This is a genomic window from Aliivibrio logei (assembly GCF_001691055.1).
GTDB lineage: Bacteria > Pseudomonadota > Gammaproteobacteria > Enterobacterales > Vibrionaceae > Aliivibrio > Aliivibrio salmonicida.
On sequence record NZ_MAJU01000012.1, the window covers coordinates 98,967 to 120,231 of the forward strand.

At 38.9% G+C, this 21,265-nt stretch carries 21 protein-coding genes, 1 other RNA gene and 1 pseudogene; 10 read left to right on the top strand and 13 right to left on the bottom strand.

Going from position 1 to position 21,265, the window contains the following annotated elements:
• Positions 1-7 precede the first annotated feature (7 nt).
• Positions 8-1,081, bottom strand: coding sequence for a hypothetical protein (locus A6E04_RS12475; RefSeq protein WP_065611562.1), 1,074 nt, complete (start codon positions 1,079-1,081; stop codon positions 8-10).
• On the bottom strand, positions 1,081-2,130 hold the full coding sequence (locus A6E04_RS12480) for a hypothetical protein (RefSeq protein WP_017021294.1): 1,050 nt from the start codon (positions 2,128-2,130) through the stop codon (positions 1,081-1,083). The genes A6E04_RS12475 and A6E04_RS12480 overlap by 1 nt, the downstream gene beginning before the upstream one ends.
• A 404-nt stretch (positions 2,131-2,534) precedes the next feature.
• On the opposite strand from A6E04_RS12480, the gene A6E04_RS12485 reads away from it, so the two are divergent.
• Together A6E04_RS12485 and A6E04_RS12490 are read left to right on the top strand one after the other, a co-directional pair.
• Positions 2,535-3,164, top strand: a complete 630-nt coding sequence (locus A6E04_RS12485; RefSeq protein WP_083199008.1) for a magnesium transporter — start codon at positions 2,535-2,537, stop codon at positions 3,162-3,164.
• A gap of 178 nt (positions 3,165-3,342) precedes the next feature.
• Positions 3,343-3,669 carry a winged helix-turn-helix transcriptional regulator gene (locus A6E04_RS12490; RefSeq protein ID WP_139078824.1) on the top strand — a complete coding sequence of 109 codons (327 nt, stop codon included), beginning with the start codon at positions 3,343-3,345 and terminating at the stop codon, positions 3,667-3,669.
• Positions 3,670-3,719: 50 nt separating this feature from the next.
• Here the strand turns inward: A6E04_RS12490 and A6E04_RS12495 are convergent, their stop codons facing one another.
• Together A6E04_RS12495 and A6E04_RS12500 are read right to left on the bottom strand one after the other, a co-directional pair.
• A complete protein-coding gene (locus A6E04_RS12495) occupies positions 3,720-4,139 on the bottom strand; it encodes a DUF4437 domain-containing protein (RefSeq protein WP_017021291.1) in 420 nt (139 codons plus the stop codon).
• Positions 4,136-5,035 carry a haloalkane dehalogenase gene (locus tag A6E04_RS12500; RefSeq protein ID WP_065611564.1) on the bottom strand — a complete coding sequence of 300 codons (900 nt, stop codon included), beginning with the start codon at positions 5,033-5,035 and terminating at the stop codon, positions 4,136-4,138. The genes A6E04_RS12495 and A6E04_RS12500 overlap by 4 nt, the downstream gene beginning before the upstream one ends.
• Positions 5,036-5,207: 172 nt before the next feature.
• Between A6E04_RS12500 and A6E04_RS12505 the strand changes: the two genes are divergently transcribed.
• A complete protein-coding gene (locus A6E04_RS12505; RefSeq protein ID WP_065611565.1) occupies positions 5,208-5,729 on the top strand; it encodes a MarR family winged helix-turn-helix transcriptional regulator in 522 nt (173 codons plus the stop codon).
• Positions 5,730-6,007: 278 nt separating this feature from the next.
• On the opposite strand, the gene ssrA is transcribed toward A6E04_RS12505, so the two are convergent.
• Both ssrA and smpB read right to left on the bottom strand, forming a co-directional pair.
• Positions 6,008-6,374, bottom strand: a transfer-messenger RNA (tmRNA) gene (gene ssrA / locus A6E04_RS12510).
• Between the two features lie 73 nt (positions 6,375-6,447).
• Positions 6,448-6,933 carry an SsrA-binding protein SmpB gene (smpB, locus tag A6E04_RS12515; RefSeq protein WP_065611566.1) on the bottom strand — a complete coding sequence of 162 codons (486 nt, stop codon included), beginning with the start codon at positions 6,931-6,933 and terminating at the stop codon, positions 6,448-6,450.
• 101 nt (positions 6,934-7,034) lie between these two features.
• On the opposite strand from smpB, the gene A6E04_RS12520 reads away from it, so the two are divergent.
• Both A6E04_RS12520 and A6E04_RS12525 read left to right on the top strand, forming a co-directional pair.
• Complete coding sequence (locus tag A6E04_RS12520) at positions 7,035-7,472, top strand: SRPBCC family protein (RefSeq protein WP_012550957.1); 438 nt, start codon at positions 7,035-7,037, stop codon at positions 7,470-7,472.
• Entirely contained in the window at positions 7,459-7,770 is a 312-nt protein-coding gene (locus A6E04_RS12525; RefSeq protein WP_017021288.1) for an RnfH family protein, read from the top strand. The genes A6E04_RS12520 and A6E04_RS12525 overlap by 14 nt, the downstream gene beginning before the upstream one ends.
• Before the next feature lie 87 nt (positions 7,771-7,857).
• Here A6E04_RS12525 and bamE read toward each other — a convergent pair whose 3' ends face one another.
• The 3 genes from bamE to nadK form a co-directional block, all read right to left on the bottom strand.
• Positions 7,858-8,214 (bottom strand): outer membrane protein assembly factor BamE, encoded by a 357-nt coding sequence (gene bamE, locus A6E04_RS12530; RefSeq protein ID WP_012550955.1) that lies wholly within the window; start codon positions 8,212-8,214, stop codon positions 7,858-7,860.
• A 251-nt stretch (positions 8,215-8,465) separates the two neighbouring features.
• Complete coding sequence (gene recN / locus A6E04_RS12535) at positions 8,466-10,133, bottom strand: DNA repair protein RecN (protein ID WP_026025381.1); 1,668 nt, start codon at positions 10,131-10,133, stop codon at positions 8,466-8,468.
• Positions 10,134-10,260: 127 nt separating this feature from the next.
• Positions 10,261-11,145, bottom strand: coding sequence for an NAD(+) kinase (nadK, locus tag A6E04_RS12540; protein WP_065611567.1), 885 nt, complete (start codon positions 11,143-11,145; stop codon positions 10,261-10,263).
• Between the two features lie 174 nt (positions 11,146-11,319).
• Here nadK and grpE point away from each other — a divergent pair, with 174 nt between their 5' ends.
• The 4 genes from grpE to dnaJ all read left to right on the top strand — a co-directional run bounded on the left by grpE (position 11,320) and on the right by dnaJ (position 16,665).
• Positions 11,320-11,904 carry a nucleotide exchange factor GrpE gene (gene grpE, locus A6E04_RS12545; RefSeq protein ID WP_026025379.1) on the top strand — a complete coding sequence of 195 codons (585 nt, stop codon included), beginning with the start codon at positions 11,320-11,322 and terminating at the stop codon, positions 11,902-11,904.
• A 233-nt stretch (positions 11,905-12,137) separates the two neighbouring features.
• Entirely contained in the window at positions 12,138-13,073 is a 936-nt protein-coding gene (locus A6E04_RS12550) for a hypothetical protein (RefSeq protein WP_244886272.1), read from the top strand.
• A gap of 264 nt (positions 13,074-13,337) precedes the next feature.
• A complete protein-coding gene (gene dnaK / locus A6E04_RS12555; RefSeq protein WP_012550950.1) occupies positions 13,338-15,239 on the top strand; it encodes a molecular chaperone DnaK in 1,902 nt (633 codons plus the stop codon).
• A 283-nt stretch (positions 15,240-15,522) separates the two neighbouring features.
• Entirely contained in the window at positions 15,523-16,665 is a 1,143-nt protein-coding gene (gene dnaJ, locus A6E04_RS12560; protein ID WP_012550949.1) for a molecular chaperone DnaJ, read from the top strand.
• Positions 16,666-16,734: 69 nt separating this feature from the next.
• On the opposite strand, the pseudogene A6E04_RS12565 reads toward dnaJ, so the two are convergent.
• Positions 16,735-17,136, bottom strand: a pseudogene (locus A6E04_RS12565) (carbohydrate porin); the annotation flags it as partial.
• Positions 17,137-17,276: 140 nt separating this feature from the next.
• On the opposite strand from A6E04_RS12565, the gene A6E04_RS12570 reads away from it, so the two are divergent.
• On the top strand, positions 17,277-18,338 hold the full coding sequence (locus A6E04_RS12570; protein WP_065611606.1) for a DUF3541 domain-containing protein: 1,062 nt from the start codon (positions 17,277-17,279) through the stop codon (positions 18,336-18,338).
• A gap of 85 nt (positions 18,339-18,423) precedes the next feature.
• Here A6E04_RS12570 and A6E04_RS12575 read toward each other — a convergent pair whose 3' ends face one another.
• The 3 genes from A6E04_RS12575 to A6E04_RS12585 form a co-directional block, all read right to left on the bottom strand.
• Positions 18,424-18,678, bottom strand: coding sequence for a YfhL family 4Fe-4S dicluster ferredoxin (locus A6E04_RS12575; RefSeq protein ID WP_012550947.1), 255 nt, complete (start codon positions 18,676-18,678; stop codon positions 18,424-18,426).
• A gap of 3 nt (positions 18,679-18,681) precedes the next feature.
• The gene (gene trhP / locus A6E04_RS12580; RefSeq protein WP_065611570.1) at positions 18,682-20,070 is read right to left on the bottom strand and encodes a prephenate-dependent tRNA uridine(34) hydroxylase TrhP; all 1,389 of its coding nucleotides are present in this window, start codon (positions 20,068-20,070) and stop codon (positions 18,682-18,684) included.
• A 150-nt stretch (positions 20,071-20,220) separates the two neighbouring features.
• Positions 20,221-21,231, bottom strand: coding sequence for a LacI family DNA-binding transcriptional regulator (locus A6E04_RS12585; RefSeq protein WP_065611571.1), 1,011 nt, complete (start codon positions 21,229-21,231; stop codon positions 20,221-20,223).
• Positions 21,232-21,265 lie beyond the last annotated feature (34 nt).

Below are 21,265 nucleotides of genomic sequence, written 5' to 3' on the forward strand. Positions count from 1 at the left end.
CTCCTTTTTATTCGTTTTGTTGAGCTATATCGTTTAAAAACTGAAGACGTTCTTTGTCTTGCTCCGGTATTTCGTAAGGTTCATCACTTAACCCGGATAGATCAAAAGAGGGAATTGGAAATACCGCTTCTTTACTTGCTCCATACCGTGTCTTCTCTCCGGGGAAATCTGACATTTTTTCTACCGTAATATTGCGTAACTCCAACTCTCCTTGTATCCCTTTTAATACGGAGTGATGAGCCTTTAATTCAAATATAGAGTTACCTGTTGAGAGTTTTGTTTTATGCGTTAGTGATGCAATGGGTTTGCCATTGGCGAGGTACAAATTGGCTCGAATACGGTAGTTACCCGGTTGTTTTGTGTTCACATTTAATGGGAGAATCATGTTACTGCCAGCGGAATAAGGTGCATTTATTGATTCGACATAAGCCACCGGATTTGAAAATTGAATATCAGTAGTAATGATGTCTTTCCCATTTAAAAATGTGATCGTGGCTTTTATTCTGATCTCTTGAGGCCACTCTTTTTTGGCTATAAAACGGGTGGTTAATTCTTGAGTGTATTGAGTCGTTAATGACTTTCGTGTTTCTGGATTTAATAGCTCATATTCAATGTGGTCAACAGCAAGATCTGAATTAAGAGTGACAACGATAGGTTCAGGGTAATCAAAACGATATTTTTTTAGAGAAAGAGACGCGGTATGAGTTCCATCCAACACTGGGATATTAACGACACTGAAATGGTTTGGTTCTAGATAATTAAGATCACCGGAAAGCAAAGGCATAGAATAAGAAGGGTAGGCGATATCATTGGCATACGCCTTAGATAATAACGAAAATTGTGTACTTAACTCTTGTGGAATATCTTGTCGTCGCTGACTTTCTGGTTTCTTTTGTGAATCAATATTTTTCTTAAAAACGGTTTTTAGTGGCGATATAGGATCTTGTTTCGGCGACGGATGACTTTTTTTAAGGGGGAAAGTGGAGACAATCTTCGATGAGGTATTGTCTCGCATTATCCAATGAAAGGTAACGGCTGAAACCATTAATAGTCCGCAAATAAATAAGGTGTTTTTATTCATTATAGTAAATCGCTGGCTAATTCTGACATGGTTTTTGTGTTGGATTTATCGACATAACGATAAGTCGTTCCTGTTAACGGGTAGGTCACAAATTTTATTTTCACTTCAATCAAAGTGCCATCAAGCAGCTCTTTATTTTGGTTAGCAGCAACGACTTTTCCTTCTATTTCAGTGCCAATTAAATCACTGTGACTGTAATCGTCTCCCATTAATAGCGGATAGTGATATGGCATAAAACGGGTGACTGCCTGTGATTGAGGAGTAACTCGGCCATTAAATCCTATGTTTGATGAACAACTGAAGAATTTGCCGGATTGACTGGCTCCACATGATGAATGACTAGAAACAACCCCATCATCTTTACCGGGTAAAAATTGACTGGTTGAACCAAAATAATCGCTTCCTTTACCGACGAAACGAATACGTGGAATTCGATTATCAGGCAAAGGAGCGAGCTGACGAGCATTCGCCACCTTCAGATCATTCAGGATCCCAGTATTATTTATATTTGGGGTTTCACCTAGCCATAATGACATGGCGTATTTTAAAGGTGCATTTAATACACCACTGCCTTCTGAAATGTTAATCGCTAGATCGCCAAGCTCTGATCCTCCGCCGGCGCCTGCAAAATCAAACGTAGCAATGATATTCAAAGGCGTTAAACCTGCATTGGTTAGCCAGTTTTCTTGATTATCCAATAAGTATCGTGCAACTAAGTCACCAGTAGAGTGGGTCACTAAAATACAGCCATTTGCACAGGTATTATTTTCAGATAATTTTTTAAGTTTTGGCCATATATAATCACTTGAAATCTTACCGACAATGCGTTCTTGTGATGGCCAATCAATACGTTCGTCCGCTTTATCTAACCAATAACTTTGCCAATAGTTTTTACCATCAGTCACGACTGCATCGTACTGAGGTTTTGTTTGCAGTTGGCCCGCTTGAAAACCATGAATAAGAATGATGGGATGCTCACCAAGTGCGGCAATGCTGGTTATTGGAGTGGTAATGCTGGCGAGCAACAATAAACGTGAAAGTAATTTCATGAGTTCTCATTCTTTTTTAATAATTATCTTTATAGAGTAAAGCACTGTCTTTTTTTAGCAAATAGGGATATCGATTGCGTTCTCATTTATGAGCCAACAGGTATCATTTGTTTGTTATTTCATCGATTTTTTATTTAATAAATGATTTTTTAATTGAGGGTTATATTAATAAAGACATTGTTTGCAATAGACCCTTACACACCGTAATGGCATATCTTAGGCTTATTGGGTAAAGTCCGCCCGTCTTTCAAATGCAGCTACGTTGCTGTCCATCAGATCACTCTTGTTCATACAAGGATAAAAATCATGAAATCAAATAAACAGGAACCCCCAAGTTGGAGGTTTAACTCTTTTCGTACATGATGATCTGAAGGCGGGTACGTTTTCAGATCTGGAGACGTATTATGGAACTCGTACAACAAAAAAATCACACCGAACATATTGATACAATAGAGTCGGCACATAAAGGCGTTCATATTGAGAGCACTGGTATTAGCATCAAAAATGCTTCTATTGGTTTGCTCTATAAAAAGCGCGTATTTTGGTTAGTGTTACTCGTATTTGGGAACGTATTCTCAGGGGCTGGTATTGCTTATTTTGAAGAAATTATTACCTCGTATGTAGCACTTGTTTTCTTCTTACCTTTATTAATTGATAGCGGCGGAAACGCAGGTTCTCAATCTGCGACGTTAATGGTCAGAGCGTTAGCAACCGGTGATGTAAAACCGAACGATTGGGCGAAAATGCTAGGAAGAGAAGTTTTTGTCGCGTTAGGTCTCGGTTTAAGTATGGCAGCGGCGGTATACCTGCTAGGGCTATATCGTGGTGGTTATGATATTGCGATGGTTGTTGGTTTAAGCATGATAGCCATTGTTCTCATTGGTAGCTTAATCGGAACCGTTTTGCCTTTTGGTTTACATAAGCTCAAATTAGACCCTGCATCAGCCAGTGCCCCATTGATCACTTCTATCGCTGATATTTCAGGGGTACTCATTTATTTTGCTATCGCATCTGCATTATTAGATATCGGTTAATAACCTAAAGACAATTGATGGACACAAAGCCCAACTTCATTTTGACGTTGGGCTTTTTTATTTTAGTGGTTTACAATAGTAACCACTAGATGAAGATGACTTGTGTATTTTTCGTTATGACGTAGGCGGATTAATTGTGGGAAATGAGAGTAAAGTGAACGATAAAGAAGACAAACTAATGATAAACCCGTCACATGAGCCATGCGCGATAGAAAAAGGCATGCGTTTGATTGGTGGTAAATGGAAGGGATCCATCATTTATCATTTGAAAGATGAACCAGTACGTTTTAATGATTTAGCCCGTAGGCTTGGTGGTGCAAGTAAAAAGATGATTGATCAGCGACTAAAAGAACTAGAAACAGAAGGGATGGTTATTCGAAAAGTGATCAGCGATCGCCCTATTGCGGTCAGTTATGAGTTAACTGATTTTGGTCGAACCGCATTAAAAATATTAGATGATCTACGCGTGTGGTCTCAAACTAATCAAATTGAATTGCGTAAATAGTTAATAATAAATGGATAGGTAAATGCCTCTATCCATTTATTAGTGTTACTTTATTTTTTCACATCAAAATCAAATGATTGATTTGAATAAACAAAAAATTCACAAGGGATATCTGAGATACACGCTGTTGTATGAATATCTCCCGCTTTTACTGACCAAAACGATCCCGGAGATAAAATTGGCGGGTTTTGATCATGGTTAAAAGGATTTGTCATTGTTCCTTTAATGACGATCGCATTATACCCATGAGAATGAACATGACTAGGCGTTTCAAAGTTGGCAGGAAATAAACCAAATCGTCCATAATCCCCTGAATTTGCATCACCATAAGCATTTGCAAATTGAATCGGATCCATTACGGTTGTAAATTCTTTATCTTTATTTATAAGAGTCTCTGACACGATATTATCTTGAGAATAAACAGTGCCGCTTAATGTTAGCAATATAGCGAGGGAAATTATTTTTTTCATTTTACATTCCTTTTTGTTACCCATGAAGATAACGCTTCTCCAATTTCATGTGGGGAATCTTCTTGAATAAAATGAGACCCTTTAACGGTAATTTCTTCAAGATTAGGCCAGGTACGAACAAAATCACGAGCATAGCCAACTAAAAATGCCCCCGGTTCGGCATTAATAAATAGTTTAGGTACATTATTCGAGTGAGCTAAATACTCGGCATAAGAGTTAATTAAAGTAACTGTTTCTGCTGGAGTTTCAGCAATTGGAAGTTGACGAGGCCCAGCTAACGTTGCTCGGCGATCTTCGCCTGAATTTATAAATGGACGACGATATTCTGCATGCTCTTTTTTTGTCAATTCTCTTAAAATGGCATTTTGAAGTAATGTTTCAATAAAAAAATTGTCTTCAAGAACCATTTTATCGCCTTCAGGAGATCGTAGCATACCGATTGGTTCATGCAGCTCATGGTTAAACTCTTCCCAAGTTGGAAAGGTGGTAACAATGGCCTCCATAAAAGCAATTGCTTTTATTTTTTCTTGGTTATGATTAGCCCAATTAAAACCTACACCCGATCCCCAATCATGTAAGACCAATGTGACATTCTTATCAACCCCCAATTCTTCCAATAACGCTGAAGTGTATCGCGTATTTTCTTTTAATGAATAACTGCCATCTTTGGTGTTATCAAGTTTGTCTGAATCTCCCATACCAATCATATCAATGGCAATTAAACGTCCTTGACCTTCAAGGTGTGGAATAATATTTCGCCATAAAAATATAGAGGTCGGATTACCATGTAAAAATACGATTGGATCGCCAGCACCGTGTTCTATATAGGCCATTTTTTTGCCTAAAACTGTTTTAAATTTTTTTTCATAATGTAGGACTTCAGTATCAATTTTCATTATTAGCTCGTTATATCAATAAAAAATAGTGTTGATGACGCTTGGAGTGTCATTAACGTACAAACATTAACTTATGTATTTATATGCGTGACTCATGTATATTTCGAGAGTATTGCAGGGTATTTATTTTTTGTCTATAGTTTTTTATGACTGACTCACATATAATGCAGATATGACTGATGATAATTATTTAAAGAATCTACTTGGTGCATTCGCCACAACGATAGCTTCTAACATAGAAATGGAAGTCGCAGAACTTGATGGGCGTAGCCTTAGTCACGAAACGGCTTTAGTTGCCATTAATAACCATCCAAATGATGGTATTGAGATGCTAAGTAAAGTGCTTGGGTTGACTCATTCAGGATCTGTTCGGCTTGTGAATAATCTTGTACATGATGGGCTTGTTGATCGACATCGCAGTAAAATAGACGCTAGAGCCGTTGTTTTATGCGTTACTGATGCAGGACGAGAGCGTGCAAATAAAATACTTTTAGCTCGTGAAAAAATAACAAGTGGTGTTATTGATTCCATTGGTGAGCGAGAGAAAGAAACGATTGTTCCTATATTAGAAACGATTCTTTCTGCGATGACTGGTAATGTTGTTGAAGCAAGACGTATTTGCCGTTTTTGTGATGAAGGGGTATGCAGAAAAGCAGGGTGTCCTGTTGAGGTTGCAACGATAGCTAAGACATAAAATAGAGTACTAATCAGAGGGAGTGATGATTTCTGATTTATTCCCATTTACCTTATAAAATGGCAATCTATACACGAAGAATCCTAGTATCCAAAGATATTGGGATTTTTTTATAGCATGATATTATGATTGGCTGAATCTTTAGCTTATTTTTGAGTTTTTGTAATTTATTGTTTTATATTGATAATTATGGTTTTTCTATGTGGTTAGGCATAGATACATAACTTACAAATACAAAAAAGCCCAACCTCTTTCGAAGTTGGGCTTTTCCAAACGTTTGGTGGAGCTGGGGGGATTTGAACCCCCGTCCGAGAACCGTTCACCGTTGGCGCTACATGTTTAGTCGATCTTTAATTTCACCGTAAAACTGCGAACCGACACGCTATCTTATGGCTAACCTGAATTATAATTCAAACTTCATCTCTCAGGTGGGAGAATCCATTCTAGTTCGTTTGGGTTTGATCCCCTGTTATTCCCCGTCTTACAAACGGAAGCTAGGGCAGGAGAGCACCGAGTAGGTTATTAAGCTGCTAGTGCGTAGTTTTCGTCGTTTGCGACTATTTTTTTGCGGCTTTTTACGTGGCCAACCGCCCCACGACATGCTCCTAGGGTTTCAAAATTCCCGTCGAATCCTGAATCAGCCCCAAAGATTTGGTACCTGATGATACTAACAGAAAAACAGCGTCTGTCTAGTTAGTATCAGTCTAACTGGTTGAAATTAACGCAAACTACTCTTCATAATTCGAGCTTTATCTCTGTTCCAGTCTTTTTCTTTTGAATCTGTACGTTTATCGTGCAGTTTCTTACCTTTTGCTACACCAACTTTTATTTTCGCCCAAGAGCGAACCCAGTACATGCTAGTAGCAACAAGTGTCATACCTTCACGGTTAACACGACCGATTAGATTATCAATTTCTTTACGGCTCATTAAAAGTTTACGAACACGAGTAGGGTTCGCAACAACATGAGTCGATGCTGCTTGCAGTGGTGTTATGTTCATACCACTAATGAAAATTTCGCCATCGCGAACATATACGTAGCTTTCCGCGATATTTACTTTACCAGAACGAAGAGATTTAACTTCCCAGCCTTGGAGTTCGACCCCAGCTTCGATTTCATCTTCAATGAAATATTCGTGGCGAGCTTGCTTGTTCATAGCAATGGTATTACTGCCCGCTTTATCTTTTGATTTCTTCTTTGCCATAATGCCCACATTATACGTTATTAGTTGAGAATAGGGGAAGTAGTTTGGCTCTTAACATCAAGATGGTATGATGCAACCCTCTATTATGTAAAGGAGAATTTATGCCTCAGGTTAGCCGTTCTGCATTAGTACCTTTCAGTGCAAAGCAGATGTATGATTTAGTCAATGATGTTGCGTCTTATCCTCAGTTCTTACCCGGGTGCTCTGGTTCTAAGATCATAGAACAAACAGAATGTTCTATGATAGCGTCGGTCGATGTAGCAAAAGCAGGCATAAAGAAGACGTTTATTACCGAAAATACGTTAGTTGATGCTCAAATCATAGGAATGAACTTGGTTGATGGGCCTTTTAAATCATTAACGGGTGGATGGCATTTTACTGAATTAGATGAAACGGCGTGTAAAGTAGAACTAAAATTAGATTTTGAATTTACCAACGCGTTAGTAGCAATGGCATTTGGTAAGGTTTTTCAAGAGCTTACTAATAATATGGTGAATTCATTTACCCAGCGAGCGAAGCAGATTTATGTCAATAATTAACGAGATGATACATGTTGAAGTGGTGTATGCCTTGCCAACAGAGCAAGTGGTTTTTAAACTTGCCGTAAAAGCAGATCAAACCGTTCAAGAGATCATTGAGCAATCTGGTGTATTAGAACGTTATCCTGATATTGATTTAGTGGTAAATAAAGTCGGTGTATTTAGCCGTAACGTAAAGTTAGATGCGACAATCAGAGATAAAGATCGTATAGAAATTTATCGACCATTACTTGCTGATCCAAAAGAGATTCGACGAAAAAGAGCGGCACAAGCAAAAAAAGAAGCCGCTAAAAAATAGAGCAGTATCGGAAAATAAAAAACCGGAAGTCGTTTAACGATTTCCGGTTTTTTGTGTTTGAACGTAGTTTTTCTTTTGTAAGGAAAATTACATTTTTTCGAAGAAGCTATCGCTCATAGGGAAATATCCCTCAATACTGGTTAGATTACCATTATCATCAAACTGAGCAATCATGTCCTTTTGAACTGATTTCTCGTGTCCATGAGTAAATAGATAAATGTAATACCAAGTATTTGGGTAGCCTGATTCAACAAGCATTGGAGAACCCATAACAAACTGTACTTGTTGTTTTGTCATGCCAAATCGCAGTTTATCGACGGCTTCCTGTTCGACGTAGTTACCTTGGCTAATATCGATTCGATATACCAATGGTTCTACTAGCGAGCAACCACCCAATAGTCCAGCAGCAAGGGGTAGAGCAATGATCCATTTTTTGAATTGCATAGTTCGTACAGCTTTAGCCTTTTAAATAATTAAATAGATGATAAACAAGCTGACTTGATAAGTAAAAAGGTTAAGCCTGTTCTGGTGTATTTTGACCCTAAATTTTGAATCTAGTTGCATCTATTGTGTTTTTTTCGTCGTAAATTGCCGATAAAGTGAAATAAAAAAGCCAATACAATGGTTGTACTGGCTTCGTTTATCTTAGTCTTATGTATTTATCTGCTTACATCGATGTAAGTAGATAAGGCTATTTAAGCTGCGTTTAACAATTCTTTGGCATTAGCTAAGGTATGTGCTGTAATTTTAGTTCCGCCAAGTAAACGAGCTAATTCTTCTACGCGTTCTTGTGTGTTAAGTGGGCGCATTTGTGTTTCTGTTTTTCCTGACGTTGTTTGTTTTTCAACAAATAATTGGTTATGCCCACAGCCTGCAACTTGAGGCAGGTGGGTAACACACAGTACTTGGGTTGATTCACCTAAAGTGCGAAGCATTTTTCCTACAACGGCTGCAGTTGGTCCACTGATACCGACGTCAACTTCATCAAAAATCAAACTTGGTGTTTCTATTTTTTGCGCCGTAATAACTTGTATAGCCAGAGAAATTCGAGATAGCTCACCACCAGAAGCAACTTTAGCGATAGGGTGCAAAGGCTGCCCCGGGTTAGTTGATACTTTGAAACATAAAGTATCAATGCCTAGTGGTGAAATTTTAGTGGCGGCATCACTTTCTATTTGAATATCAAAAACGGCTTTTTCCATGCTTAATGTCTGCATGCTTTCCGTGATTTTATTGTTTAGCTCTTTTGCGTAACGTTGACGACTTTTAGTGAGCTTATGTGCAGACTCTAAGAAGTGTTGTTTTAATTCTTCTACTTCTTGTTCGCGTAGTTCTCGTTTTTCATCGGAGCAATCTAAACGTTCATATTCAGCTAAGAGTTGTTGATGATGTTCATATAATTCATCAGCGATGACATGGTGCTTTTTAGCCATTGACATGACTTTACTGAAGCGCTCTTCGACATAAGCGATTTGAGAAGGGTCAACATCGATAGTATCTAAATAATGCTTAAGCTCATGGTTTGCTTCTTCTACTTGAATCATCGCGTCATTTAACATTTCAGTTAATGGGGCCAATTGCGGGTCAAGCTGACTTAATTGTTGAATATGATTATTTGCATGTTGAAGAAGTTGAAGTGCATTCACATCATCGTTTTCATACAACAGAGAGACGGCTTGTTGGCAGTAATCAACTAATTCACTCGAATTTGAAAGACGTTTATGATCTTCCTCAAGGGTTGCGAATTCTTCTTCACCTAATGCTAATTCATTCAATTCTTTTATTTGGTATTCAATCAGTTGTTTTTGCGCTTCGTTTTGTAGACTGTTTTTGATTAATTGTTTCAATGAATTATCACATTGGCGCCATGCTTGATAACGACTGCGTGTTTTATTTAATAGAGAAAGATGTCCAGCGTATTGGTCTAACATATTGAGCTGATATTCAGGTTTCATTAATTCATGATGAGCATGTTGACCATGAATATTAATTAATAAGTGACCTAGTGTTTTTAGCTGTGTTGCAGGTACAGGGCTGCCATTAATAAAGCCACGAGAGCGCCCTTCTTTAGTGATTACACGGCGTAGAATACAATCATTGCCATCGTATAATTCGTTATCTTCTAACCATCGCTTAGCATTAATATTGTTCTCTAAAGTAAAGAGAACTGTGATCTCTGCTTTTTCTTCGCCTTGGCGAACCATTGACGCTTCAGCTCGATCACCTAGACATAAACCAAGAGCATCAATCGCGATAGATTTACCGGCACCAGTTTCACCAGTAATGGTGGTCATGCCTTTGGTAAGATCTAATTCTAGCGATTTCACGATTGCGAAATGAGTAATTTTAATATGTGCCAACATAAGCCATTCTCTACGAAATTTAAATAACGCTAAAGTACTGTATAAAGAAACAGTATATACTGTTTCTTTATACAGTAAAGTTTATTTGAATTTTTTGTGAATCGCTTATGATTTAAGATTATGGTTTTTAAAAAAGCTTACTAGACCAGCCTAACTTATTTCTAAGTACATGATAGTAGCTATAATCTTTGGGGTGGATAAGTTGCAACTTGCCTGGGCTTTGGAAAATATGAACTTCGTCACCTGGGCTAACTGGTAAAGAGACTTGTCCATCACAACTGACTTCAAGTGAACTGCGATTATCTGGGGAAACTAATAATTTAATATGGCGGCCTCCCTCAACGACTAAAGGTCGACTTGAAAGCGTATGTGGAAACATAGGAACAATTGAAATGGCATTTAAATTAGGAGAAAGGATCGGACCACCACCAGACAAAGAATAAGCGGTTGATCCTGTTGGGGTTGAAATAATCAAGCCATCAGAGCGTTGAGAGAACGCAAAGCTATCATCAATATAGACTTCAAATTCAATCATATGTGCCACTTGTCCAGGGTGAAGGACAACTTCATTAAACGCTGAATTGTGACTTTTTAATTGTCCATGACGGTGAACTTCAGATTCAAGTAAGAAACGTTCTTCTTTTATGAATTCTCCATTTAATACTTCAGTTAATGGCTCTTTAAAATTATCAGGGTCAAGATCAGTTAAGAACCCAAGATTCCCTCTATTTACGCCAATAACGGAAATATCAAAGCGTGATAATACACGTGCCGCGCCGAGCATGTTCCCATCACCACCAACAACAATTGCAAGATCGGCTAACTCACCAAGTTTAGGAAGATGGCTAAAGCATTCATCAGGTATAGTAGGGAGAGCTTCACGTAAACGCTCATCCAATAAAACCGTATAATTTAGCTCAGTAAGCCAATCGTATAAGGCTAAATGCGTTTTTATGGCATTAGGATCTCTAGGTTTACCAATGATTGCTATAACGTTAAAAGCTGTTTTCATATCCATCATCCATCATTAAATGGGGAACAAATGTTACAATTAATACTATTATGCTTGAATCGCTTTATTTAGTCCCCATAATAATGACAAAGTTTTAATTTGCTTGTAGAGCGTCGCCTTGGTTTGTATTAAGATCGCTTTATGGCTAATCAGCAGTCTTCTGGAGAAGCAGAAATGAATAACGAAGAAAAAAAAGTAAACGAAGAAATCGTAGTTGAAGATCAAATCGAAGCTATTGGTACTGAAGCCGATGTTGAGTGGAACGAATCTATGGAAGAAAGCCAAGACGCTAAAATTGCAGAATTAGAAGCGGCATTACTTGTAAGCCAAGCGCAACTTAAAGAGCAACAAGATGCGGTTTTACGAGCGAAAGCTGAAGAGCAAAATGTTCGTCGTCGTGCTGAAGGTGATATTGATAAAGCGCGTAAATACGCACTGAAGAAATTTGCTGGTGAACTATTGCCTGTTATCGACAATCTAGAGCGTGCTCTAGAAAGCGGAGATAAAGAAAACGAAGCGGCAAAAGTGTTGCTTGAAGGTGTTGAACTTACATTACAAACGTTTATTTCAACAATAGAAAAGTTTGGTCTAACAGTGATTAACCCAGTGGGTGAAACCTTTAATCCTGAGCATCACCAAGCCATTGGTATGCAAGCAAGTCCAGATCATGAATCAAACACCGTAATGGTTGTAATGCAGAAAGGCTACTCATTAAATGAGCAAGTTATTCGTCCTGCAATGGTTATGGTTGCTCAATAATCAATTTTTTTTGATTTATTAAGTTAATTTAAATTAAGCGGTATCAGCGATGGTACCGCTTTTTTTTGTCTCTGGTTTAAGATGTGAAGTCTTTGTTTTGGGAATGGGTCTTATAAATAAGGAACGAACGTCAAAACTTGAGATGTAGCCCTTATGGAGAGTCGTTATTTATTTTGTTTTTTACTACATTTTAATCATCATGGATGTAATGAGTTTCGTTAATGGAAGTAAATATGAAATTAAAATCACTGTCGCTATTTTGTAGCGCCTTATGCTTGTATGCCCCTTTTAGTCTGGCTGCACATGTTGTCGCTTCTGAAACGTACGCTTCAATGGCACTGCCTAATGATGCGTTGTTATATGATGCTCCTTTAACGTCTGCTTGGGCTCATGGAGCTACGATTGTACAAGGGGTTCCTAGAGGGGATGCGGCGCCATCTTATTGGGCTAATGAAATCGTAGATAAAAGTATCACGACGTCTGATTATTGGAGTGGGATGACTCAATGGTTTACGGTATTTGAAGCGCAAGAGAATAAGGCGACAAATGTTCGTATCGCGATCGGTGATACTGACATTTGGTTATTACGTTCGGTAGATGGAAGTATGAATCCATCTACTGCGGAATGGGTAAATGCCACTGAGGATAAACAGCCTATTTCTTGGGCGGCTTATTATTCTCATAATATAATTAAATACATAGAAGATGTTCCGTATCGTCGTTCTGATTCTGGTATCAAAGAATACAAGATTCATCGTAAGCATTACCCACTTCATGGGGGAACAAGTAAAGTTTCTATCGATGGTGAAAATGTTGTTGCTGCTTTTGTTCGAATCCAAGCTTGGTTGGTTACAGATAATGAAAACAACAAAAAAGACAGTGAAGAGGCAAAAATATTAATAAGCACGGGTGCTGATTATTATCCAACGGTAAATACGTCAGTATCACATGGTGATTTATCAAACGCTAATTATCTACCAGGTGCAGGAGGAAGTCGTTTTCAGTATTTAACAACGACGCCGACTTGGTATTATATGGGGACCGTGGCTCCAGAAAATTTGTCAATTGTTGATAATAATAGCCCTTATGTGAAAGCCGGAGGGAAAACCTATTTAACAAAAGATGAATGGTATGAGAATCCGCCTCCTGTGAGTTTTTATGATCATTAAAATAAAATGAGTCTTGATTCTTTTGTAAGAGAGCGTTCTTTTTAAAGAAGAGCTAATAAGAATATTGATTTCGAATAAGAGCCTAGCCTAATTGCTAGGCTTTTTTGTTTATTTTTAAAATAAATGACACTTTTTTTATTTTTTCCCTTGAATTGTGATTTCACGCCCTTATTTATTAGTCATAGAATGAATTATGGGATTCAGTCCCAACCTTTACTCAAGTTGTTTTGAGTAAGTTTAAATAGATAAATTGGAGATAACCTGATGGGTAAGATCATTGGTATTGACTTAGGTACTACTAACTCTTGTGTTGCTGTTCTAGATGGCGATACGCCACGTATTTTAGAGAATGCAGAAGGCGAACGCACAACTGCATCGGTAGTTGCATACACTGATGGCGAAACTCTTGTAGGTCAGCCAGCTAAGCGTCAAGCAATTACTAACCCACAAAATACATTATTTGCGATTAAGCGTCTGATCGGTCGTCGTTTTGAAGACGAAGAAGTTCAACGTGATATCGAAATTATGCCATACAAAATTATCAAAGCTGATAATGGCGATGCATGGGTTGAAGCACGAGGCCAAAAAATGGCTGCTCCTCAAGTGTCTGCTGAAATTCTTAAGAAAATGAAGAAAACAGCTGAAGATTTCCTAGGCGAAGAAGTGACTGGCGCAGTCGTAACTGTACCTGCTTACTTTAACGATGCTCAACGTCAAGCAACGAAAGATGCGGGTCGTATTGCGGGTCTTGATGTTAAACGTATCATCAATGAACCAACAGCAGCAGCGCTAGCTTACGGTCTTGATAAGAAAGGCGGCGATCGCACTATCGCAGTATACGACCTTGGTGGTGGTACATTCGATATTTCAATTATTGAAATCGACAACGTTGATGGCGAGCAAACTTTCGAAGTTCTTGCTACAAACGGCGATACTCACCTAGGTGGTGAAGATTTCGATAACCGTATGATCAATTTCTTAGTTGACGAGTTCAAAAAAGAACAAGGTATTAACCTTAAAACTGATCCACTTGCTATGCAACGTGTTAAAGAAGCAGCAGAAAAAGCGAAGATTGAATTATCTTCAGCTCAACAAACTGACGTAAACCTTCCTTACGTTACTGCTGATGCAACTGGTCCTAAGCACATGAACGTTAAAGTAACACGTGCAAAACTAGAATCTTTAGTTGAAGACTTAGTTGTTCGTACTCTTGAGCCTCTTAAAGTTGCTCTAGCGGATGCAGATTTATCTGTAAACGAAATCACTGACGTTATCCTAGTTGGTGGCCAAACGCGTATGCCTATGGTTCAAGCTAAAGTTGCTGAGTTCTTCGGTAAAGAAGCTCGCCGTGACGTTAACCCTGATGAAGCAGTAGCAATGGGTGCTGCAGTTCAAGGTGGCGTATTGTCTGGTGATGTTAAAGATGTACTTCTTCTAGATGTAACTCCTCTGTCTTTCGGTATCGAAACGATGGGTGGTGTTATGACTAAACTAATCGAGAAGAATACAACGATCCCAACAAAAGCGGATCAAACGTTCTCTACAGCTGAAGATAACCAAAGTGCGGTAACTATCCACGTACTTCAAGGTGAGCGTAAGCAAGCGACATACAACAAATCTCTGGGTCAATTTAACCTAGAAGGTATTCAAGCAGCACCACGTGGCATGCCACAAATCGAAGTAACTTTCGATCTAGATGCTGATGGTATCCTAAACGTATCTGCGAAAGATAAATCTACTGGTAAAGAGCAGAAGATCACTATCCAAGCATCAGGTGGTTTAACTCCTGAAGAAATCGAAGCAATGGTACAAGAAGCAGAAGCGAATAAAGACGCGGACAAAAAGTTCGAAGAATTAGTTGTTGCTCGTAACCAAGCTGACCAAATGATTCACGGTACTAAGAAACAAATTGAAGAAGCAGGCGATGCACTTCCAGCTGACGAGAAAGAAAAAATCGAAGCAGCAATCAAAGCTCTAGAAGACGTTAAGTCAGGCGATGATAAAGAAGTAATCGATGCGAAAACTCAAGAGCTAATGCAAGCAGCACAAAAGCTAATGGAAATCGCTCAACAGAAAGCGCAAGCACAAGGTGCTGACGCAGGTGAGCAACCTAAGCAAGAAGATGATGTTGTAGACGCTGAGTTCGAAGAAGTTAAGGATAAATAATTCCTGTCGTTTTAAGCCGCTATTTCGGCGTTAAAAGTACTCATTTACTAACGTAAACTCCGTGCTTTTTCCTTGAACTAGCGACTTATAACTTAATGAATTAATTATCGGTTTCTCGATAGAAAATATATTGCGGGCGTTGGAGTTTTCTCTACCGCCCGCAAATTCGTAATTAATAGGTCAATCTAGATAATCATTCTCGAACGTTGAACCTGATTATCTAGATTGAACTCATACTGACGGTGTCACTGCCGGCAGTATCAAAAGAATTGGTGACCAAAGCATGTCTAAACGTGATTTTTATGAAGTATTAGGTGTGAGCCGTGATGCTTCTGAGCGTGATATAAAGAAAGCCTATAAACGTCTAGCAATGAAATTCCATCCAGACCGTAATCAGGGTGATGAAACTGCGCCAGAAAAGTTTAAAGAAGTAAAAGTTGCGTATGAAATCCTAACTGATGCTCAAAAGCGTGCGGCATATGATCAATACGGTCATGCGGCTTTTGAACAAGGTGGTATGGGTGGCGGCGGCGGCTTTGGCGGCGGTCAAGGTGACTTTGGCGATATTTTTGGCGATGTGTTTGGTGATATTTTTGGTGGTGGCCGTCGTGGCGGTCAGCAACGTGCACAACGTGGTTCAGATTTACGTTACAACATGGAACTTACGCTAGAAGAAGCGGTTCGTGGTTGTGAGAAAGACATTGAAATTCCAACGTTAGCGGCCTGTGAACCATGTGATGGAACGGGCGCTAAAAAAGGTACTTCTTCAACAACTTGTAGCACGTGTCATGGTCAAGGCCAAGTTCAAATGCGTCAAGGCTTCTTTGCTGTGCAGCAGGCATGTCCTACTTGTCATGGTAAAGGTAAGATCATTAAAGACCCATGTAATTCTTGTCATGGCGATGGTCGAGTACAAAAGACAAAAACACTTAACGTTAAGATTCCTTCTGGTGTAGATACGGGCGATCGCATTCGTTTATCTGGTGAAGGCGAAGCCGGAGAGCACGGCGCTCCAGCTGGCGATCTATACGTACAAGTTCATGTAAAAGAGCACAATATCTTTGATCGTGATGGTAACAACTTATACTGTGAGGTGCCAGTAAGCTTTACAATGGCGGCACTGGGTGGTGAAGTTGAAGTCCCTACACTTGATGGGCGTGTAAGCCTAAAAGTACCACTAGAAACACAAACGGGCCGTATGTTCCGTATGCGCGGTAAAGGGGTTAAAGGTGTTCGTACTCATAGTGCGGGTGACTTAATCGTTAAGTTAATTGTTGAAACTCCAGTTAAATTAACGAAACGCCAAAGAGAGCTACTTAAAGAATTCCAAGAATCATTTGATGGGAAAGATGCGAAGAAGCACAATCCTAAATCAGAAGGTTTCTTATCTGGTGTTAAGAACTTCTTTGATGATTTAACTAAATAAGTGAATCGTTAAATAAAAATAGCCATCACGCGTGATGGCTATTTTTTTTGTCTTTTTTATACGTATAAATTAAATAATAACTCTGGCTCTTAAGCCTATGACCCATGTACTGCTTTCATTTGAAAATGCCGGATCTTTAATATATTGAAGATCAGGGGTTATCTGAATAAATTCATTTACTGCGATATTGTAATAAATTTCTGATGTAATTTGGTCTGTTTGTTTAACGCCAAACTCACCTGACAAATCTTCGCTCACCTCACTCCAATTTAACGCAAAACCGAGTGTATTCTTGTCATTCAGTAAACCAAAATAACCAACCCCTGCGGTAAGTGATTTATCATATAAGGCGACATCACCTTCAGATATACCACCTCGTAAGAAAGGCATTATTATTGGTGTTGCAAAATAACTGGCAGAGAAGTTTACACCTTGTCCGCCTTCTATTCTCGTCAATAAATCACGTCCATCTGACTTTCTCATGACGGTTCATTAAATTGAAGTTATTATTATGTAAATAGGTGCACTTATAATGCCTATGAAATTATAAGACATGAAAAATAATTGGCGGAGATAATATGTTTGCGTGTAGATTGAAAACGTTGCTATTCATGGTTTCATTTTTTATTGTGCCACTTTCTCAAGCTGAAATTATGGAAGGTGGGAGAACAACGCCCAGTTTTGAGCAAGATGCCGCCTCTATTCGCCATACTTATGAAAGCCAACTCTATACGTTGCCAGCATTTAAAGCGGGTCATTATGGATTGCGTATGTATCGTCAAACGATGGATCCGAAATACTCATCCGCTATATGGTCAGATATGGCGAGAGTGGCCAGTCGTTTGAATCAGTTTTCAACTGAGGTGCATACAAAAAAACAAATAGAAGCCTACGCTAATAAGCGGTTAAATAGTTATATTGATGAGAGCGATAGTCGCAGTATCCTTCGTTATCAAGCAACGAAAACGATGCCTGAGTATCTATATCTTGGTATTGATCTTTTAGGATCGATGGCAAGAGCGGATGAATATGGCTTAAAACATCGTAATGATAAAGAGCTGCGAGAAATCATTCGTCATTATGACTTTAAGAAGTACGCAACGAACGAAGCAATGATAAAGGCGTGGGCAGCGCAACTTGCTAATCAAGTGTATTGGTTGCGCCAGTTAGGCGAGCAAGATGTGGTTGATGAATTTATTGAGGCATTTAAATTAGCGTATCCAGATGATAAAGACGCCGGATTATCTCAACAGCAATTTGGCAATAAAATTTACGGTTTAACTCATATACTGTTGGCGGATTCAAAGTACTATCAACTTCCTTTAAAAGAATCGGATCATCAATGGATATACGATTATCTTAGAAATAACATCGATATAATTTTAGAACGTTCGAAAGAAGATATTATTTCAGAGGTTGGAATTACGTTTTTATTGGCCGGATTAGAGAATGATCCTGTTGTTTATAAAACACAAAAACACATTCAAGATGATATTAATCGCCAAAAAAACATGGTGCCATCAACGACTGAAGGTACAGATTTGACGGATGGTGAACATCGGAATGTATTGGCGATAATGTTACTCGATTGGCAGACACCACATGCCGCTCCCACTATTCAAAATGAACCGAACATATTTATTGGTAAGCCGTATGGACTTATCAAGAAATAAGAAACACACCGTTAAGATACAAAAATGCCCAATGACATTTAACGGTCATTGGGCATTTTTAGTGAAACAAGAAGAGCAGTAAAAACTAGGCGAGACCTTGAAGTTTCACAAATTTTTCTAATAGCTGATCATCCGTTTCTATGTTGTTTGGATCAGAAATAACGCAATTGTTAATCGGGCAAACTGACTGACACGTAGGGACTTCGTAGTGTCCCTTACATTCAGTACAAAGATCGGGATTGATTTCGTAGATCTTGTCGCCCATGGTGATCGCTTCGTTTGGACACTCAGGCTCACACATATCACAGTTAATGCATTTTTTATTGATCAATAACGCCATTACTTACTTACCGTGTGGGTTACGAGTGTCTTCACCCGTGTGTAAGTTACGCATTAATAGACCGTATTCTAAATCTACGTTTGCAGGAACAGGGATGAACACAAAGTGGCCATTTCCTTTCGCTGAATCAACGGCTTCACTCTTACGGTTTTCCATCACTTTTAGCGTGAAGGTTAAGTTACCTTGTGGCGTCATGATCTCAACAGAGTCGCCCACTAGGAATTTGTTTTTAACATCAACTTCCGCTAAATCACCACGACGTTTACCCGTAAATTCACCAACGAATTGTTGAGAATCAGAGATAGAGTAACCGTAATCGTAGTTTTGGTATGTATCATGTGTATGACGACGTAAGAAACCTTCTGTGTAACCACGGTGAGCTAGGCTCTCTAGTGTCCCCATTAGGCTTTCATCAAATGGCTTACCAGCAACCGCATCATCAATCGCCTTGCGATATACTTGAGCAGTACGCGCACAGTAATAGAAAGACTTAGTACGACCTTCGATTTTAAGCGAGTGAACGCCCATCTTGGTTAGACGCTCTACGTGTTGGATAGCACGAAGATCTTTAGAGTTCATGATGTAAGTACCATGCTCATCTTCAAATGCAGCCATTTTCTCTTCAGGGCGGTGTGCTTCAGAAAGAAGAACCACTTCGTCAGTTGGTTTGCCTAAACCTAATGTATTGTCAGGACGTTCTTCTTGAACTTCCACGTCTTGAATCTCAACACCGGTAGGATTAGCTTCAACGATTTGACCGTTTTCGTCTTCTTTTGCTTCTTCAGCTTTGTATTCCCAACGACATGCATTTGTACATGTGCCTTGGTTTGGATCGCGCTTGTTCATGTAGCCAGAAAGTAAGCATCGACCAGAGTACGCCATGCATAATGCACCGTGTACAAAAATTTCTAATTCGGTATCAGGACAGTTTTCACGGATCTCTTCAATTTCTTCTAGTGATAATTCACGAGATAAGATCACACGCTCAACACCTTGAGTTGACCAGAACTTCACGGTTGCCCAGTTAACTGCGTTAGCTTGAACTGATAGGTGAATAACAACCTCAGGGAAAGCTTCACGAACCATCATGATTAAACCAGGATCAGACATGATTAAGGCATCAGGGCCCATTGCTACGATAGGGGTTAAATCACGAATAAAGGTTTTTAACTTTGAGTTATGTGGTTGGATATTACATACCACATACAGTTTTTTACCTTGCGCATGCGCTTCGTTAATACCGATCTCTAGGTTTTCATGGTTGAATTCGTTGTTACGAACACGAAGGCTGTAACGTGGTTGGCCTGCATAGACAGCATCAGCACCGTAAGCAAACGCGTAACGCATATTTTTAAGGCTGCCAGCTGGCGAAAGTAGTTCTGGTTTAAACATGATTGCTTCCCAATGTTGTATTCTGATCTCAGGTCAGGTCATATCTCATGGATATGAAGGAGGCCGGATTTTACATGGAAAGGAAGGGAAGTGCTAGAGATATGATCTTTCGTGTTTATAAAGGCCTTATCTCTTTTTGATGTGATTCAATTAACTTTGTATTGTCGTTTTTCGTTCAACAAAAGCGACAGGTATCACTAATCTTACTAGGTTTGTATTTTTGTTTTCTATCTGATCTACAATGATCTTAACGGATTCACGTGCTAAACGTTGAAAATCTTGTTTAAAGGTCGTGAGTTGATAATTTAGCCACTCGGTTTGAGGAATATTATCGAATCCAATTACTTGAAGATCTTTTGGTATGCGTAAGCCGCACTCTAAACGAGCCACATCCATGACTGCCATCGCTAAATTATCCGTCGCGCAAAAGATAGCTTCAGGTCGATGAGGTTGGGAAAATAATTGTCGAATAGTATCGATTGAATCAGAATAATCATAAGTTGCTTCGACTACTTGAGCTTTATTCCCAGTTAATTCTTCGAAAGTCGTGCAAAAACCAAATTTACGTTCATCGTTAGTAAATGTAGGTACTTCACCAGTTAAATATAATGCCGATTTCACATTACTTTTATGGAAATGTTGAGCGGCTATTTGACCTGCGGTGTAGTTATCACTAATGACATAACTGCTTTTTGTTCCTTCGACTACTCGGGCGTATTGAATAATAGGAATATTGAATTCTTCACATTCTTCGTATAACGATTTGTTGAGCGTTGCTGAAGCGGCAATGACACCATCAACTCGGTACTGAAAGATATTAGGAATTGAATGTTGTTTATCTTCATCTATTTGCCATGGGATCAATACGGCTGAAAATCCTTTTTTCTGTAATTCATTAGAGATTAATTGCAGTGTTTTCATGTGGATTGGATAGTCGGCATCAGGAAAAACTAAACCAATAAGTTTCGATTCATTGGTCGTTAAACTGCGGGCAAATGCATTCGGTCGGTAGTTTAGGGCTTTTGCTGCTTCAAATACCTTTTGCTTTGTTTTTTCTGATGCGGAGCTACCAGGAATAAAAACACGAGAAACCGTAGATTGAGAAACTCCGGCAAGTTTTGCTACATCTTTAGACGTTATCATTGATTTTGGAAGAGTCATATTTTATTGATTATCAGTCAATTAAGTTGCTTAG